Source organism: Brachybacterium sp. HMSC06H03, from assembly GCF_001807385.1.
In the GTDB taxonomy this organism is placed as follows: Bacteria; Actinomycetota; Actinomycetes; order Actinomycetales; family Dermabacteraceae; genus Brachybacterium; species Brachybacterium conglomeratum.
Genome location: NZ_KV788863.1, coordinates 1 through 3,336, shown reverse-complemented (window position 1 = coordinate 3,336; position 3,336 = coordinate 1). Strand labels below are relative to the sequence as shown.

The following is a 3,336-nucleotide window of genomic DNA, read 5'->3' as shown; positions in this document are numbered from 1 at the left end:
GGGCGGTGCGGCTGCGGGTGGAGCCGAGTCCGCCGGAGGTGCCGCGCCCGCCGGCGGCGCCGCGACGGCGCCGTCGGCGCTGCAAGTGGAGCTGCTCATGGATCCGCGGCGCAAGGGGCTCGTGCAGTCCCTGGACACCATCGCGCGCTGACCAGGGCGCGGGGCCGAGCGGCCTGCCGGCTCCCGGACGGCCCCGTGCGGTCCTCGCCGCCCGTCGTGGCTCCTCGGGCGCGCCGGGTGTGAGCCCCGGAGTCAGGCGGCGGGGTGCTCGTCGGCGGCGTGGAGGTCCCCTGTCGCCTCGACCGAGCCTTCGGCCGGGGCCTCGACCTGGGCGATGACGGTCCCGTCGGTCGCCGGCCCCTCCGGCAGGGCGGTCGCGCTCCCGTCGAAGATCACCAGCAGCACGATCGCGACGATCACGCCGAGCACCAGCGCGGAGCCGGCGCCGAGCCCGATCGCGATCATGGTGCTGCGGTCGCGCGGCGGGCGGCCGCCCGCCGTTCCGCCGGTGGTCGTGGCGGTGTCGGCGAAGACATGGGGCGAGGTGCCCGGGCCGGGCTGGCCGGGGCGGGTGCCGGGACCGCCTGCGCCCTGTCCTCCCGGCCCCGGCTCGGCCGCGGTCGCACCACCGGGTCGCTGCGCCCACTGCGGGCCCGTCTGCGGCGAGGCCGAGCCGACGGAGAAGCCCTGCTGGACCTGACCGGCGCGGATCGCCTCCATCGAGGAGGGCGCGACCTGGGCGGCGGGCCGCTCGGGACGGACCGCGCCCGGGGCGTTCGGCGGCAGCGGGTCCAGGGGGTCCTGGAAGGTCAGCGGCGCACCGTCGGCGTGGGTGAGCGGGTAGCCGGGAGGCACGCGCGGGAGATCGCGGCGCACCGCGTCGGCGTCCTGGTAGCGGTCCTCGGGCTGGGCGGCGACCAGGCGGCGGATCACGGCGGAGAGCTTCGGGGTGACGCCGCGCAGCAACTGGCTGAGCTCGTCGGGGCGGAAGGCGCCGTCGTGCAGCTTGATCGGCCCGTTCAGCGCGACCAGCGCGACCACGCCCGCGGCGTAGAGGTCGTGGGAAGGGGCCGGCTCCGCCATCGCGAACAGCTCCGGCGCCATGTAGCCGGGGGTGCCGTTGACCATGCCGACATGCGTGAAGCGCACGTCGGTCTCGTGGACGGCGATCCCGAAGTCGGCCAGGCGCGAGACGGGGAACTGGCGCCCGCGGGGCTCGAACATGATGTTCGCGGGCTTCACGTCACGGTGGATCCAGCCCTCGGCGTGCACATGGGAGAGGCCGTCCAGCAGCTGGTCGAGGATCACCACGACGGCGGGCTCGGCGAGCTTGCCGCGGGTCTTGACCACCGACTCGAGCGTCCCACCGGAGACCAGCGGCATCGCGATCACGACGTGCTCGTCCTCGGCGCCCCAGCCGTAGGGGGTCAGCAGGTGCGGATGGTCGAAGCTGACGCCCTTCTCGCGCACGAAGCGCATGAGGTCGGCGGAATCGCGCTGACGCAGGACCTTCGCGGCGCACAGCTCCTGGGTCTTCGAGTCCCAGGCGCGCCACACGGACCCGGACCCGCCCTTGGCGATCAGGTCGATGAGCGCGAAGCGCCCGACAATAACGTCAGCCATGATTTTCCCAGCATAACCTCAGCGCTCGGGCCGAGGTTATGCTGACGTGGATCCCTGCCGCCCGGGCGCGTGCCCGGCCCGACCGTCCCGACCTGAGGGGGTGCCCGTGGACGCGCTGCTTCTCGCCGCACCGCCTCACGCAACCCCGGCGGGAGGCTCGTTCTGGGACCCCGTCCCGGCGACCTGGCCGCTGATGGCGCTGCTCGGCGCGGGCTGCCTGCTGCTGACCATCGGCTTCGTGGTGTGGCTGGTGCTGCAGCCCGACGAGCCCGAGCAGGACACCACGCCGCTCGTGGACAGGGCCGTCGACCACGACCGCGGGCGCGCCGCGCTGATCCGGCGCCGCCTCGACGCGGACTCCGGCCGCGCGGACGTCTCGGACCCCGAGCTGCGCTGACCTCCCTCGGGACGGTCCGCCGCGCGATCCCAGGCGACCTGCCGCGCAGGTCGCCTCCTGTTCACCTCGCGGTGACCGCCTGCTCATTTACGCCCCGCACCGCGGCCAGACTGCGCCCCTAGGGTTCCCGTCACGGCGACGGACGACACTCGGGGGTGCACATGGATTCGGGGCGGACCCTGATGATCGCGGTCGACGGGCTCGACGAGCAGGACCTGGCCGACTGCGCGCGCTCCGAGCACGGGTCGAGCAGTCCGCTGGCGGCGCTCGCGGCCGCCGCCTCGCCGCTGCGGATCCGGGCGGGCGGCCCCTCGGAGCCCGCCCCGGCGCTGGCGACACTGGTCACCGGCACCACCGTCGCGCGCACCGGCGTCGCGACCGAGCAGCCCTTCGACCCCGAGCGGCCCGAGAGCCGCTCCACCTGGTACGCCGAGGCGATGGCCACGCCGGGCCTCTTCGCCGCCGCGCGGCAGGCCGGGCTGCGCACCGCCGCGCTGCAGTGGCCCGCGACGGCCGGCGGCGACATCGACCTGTGCCTGCCGCTGGTCGAGGACCTGCGCCGCTACCGCAACCGCTGGGACATGGCCGAGCGCACGAGCTCGCCGCGGATGGTCGCCGACCATCTCGCACCGCGTCGCGAGATGGGCGTGCAGCTCTCCCAGGCCGTCCCCGACGAGCTCGTCTCCGAGATCGCCGTCGAGGCCCTCGCTCGCGACCGCATCGACCTGCTCGCCGTGCGGCTGAGCGGTCTGGGGATCGCACGCCGCGCCGCCGGGCTCGACGCCCCCGCCGCGGCGCGGGCGCTGCGCGAGGCGGCCGAGGGGATCGAGGCGATCCTCAGCGCCTTCTCCCCCGGCCCCGAGGACCGCGTGCTGCTGGTCCCGGGGCGCCGGCTGGTTTCCGCCGCGCTGCTCGTGCACCCCAATGCCGTGCTCGCCGAGGAGGGGCTCGTCCGCACCGAGGGCACTCGCCTGAAGGACTTCCGCGTCCTGGTCTGGCCCGATGGGCCGCGCGGCGTGGTGCACGTGCGCCACGGCCAGGGGACGGCGGTGCGGGACCTCGCCCTCGAGGCCCTCACGGGGCTCGCCGCGCACTCGCGCCTGCAGCTGCGTCCGGTGGACGACGGGGTCGGAGCGACCGCAGAGACCGACGTGGTCGCGGTGCTCGAGGGCACCTCGGGCACGGTCTTCGGCCTCTCCGCCACCCATCGTCCGCTGGTCGAGGGCGATGACCCCTACTACGCGGGGCCGCGCGCGGTCAGCGACCCGTCCGCCCCGGCGGTCGCCCTGGCGCGGGGGCCCGGGCTGCCGCCGGCC

General features: G+C 75.6%; 3 protein-coding genes. 2 read left to right on the top strand and 1 reads right to left on the bottom strand.

All coding sequences use genetic code 11. The features are described 5' to 3' along the window. Nucleotides 1–252: 252 nt before the first annotated feature. The gene (locus HMPREF3159_RS11265; RefSeq protein ID WP_070501106.1) at nucleotides 253–1,623 is read right to left on the bottom strand and encodes a serine/threonine protein kinase; all 1,371 of its coding nucleotides are present in this window, start codon (nucleotides 1,621–1,623) and stop codon (nucleotides 253–255) included. Nucleotides 1,624–1,729: 106 nt separating this feature from the next. On the opposite strand from HMPREF3159_RS11265, the gene HMPREF3159_RS11260 reads away from it, so the two are divergent. Both HMPREF3159_RS11260 and HMPREF3159_RS11255 read left to right on the top strand, forming a co-directional pair. Beyond that, nucleotides 1,730–2,020, top strand: coding sequence for a hypothetical protein (locus tag HMPREF3159_RS11260; protein ID WP_070501105.1), 291 nt, complete (start codon nucleotides 1,730–1,732; stop codon nucleotides 2,018–2,020). Nucleotides 2,021–2,181: 161 nt separating this feature from the next. Next, on the top strand, nucleotides 2,182–3,336 hold a 1,155-nt coding region (locus tag HMPREF3159_RS11255; protein ID WP_246821621.1), incomplete at its 3' end, for an alkaline phosphatase family protein.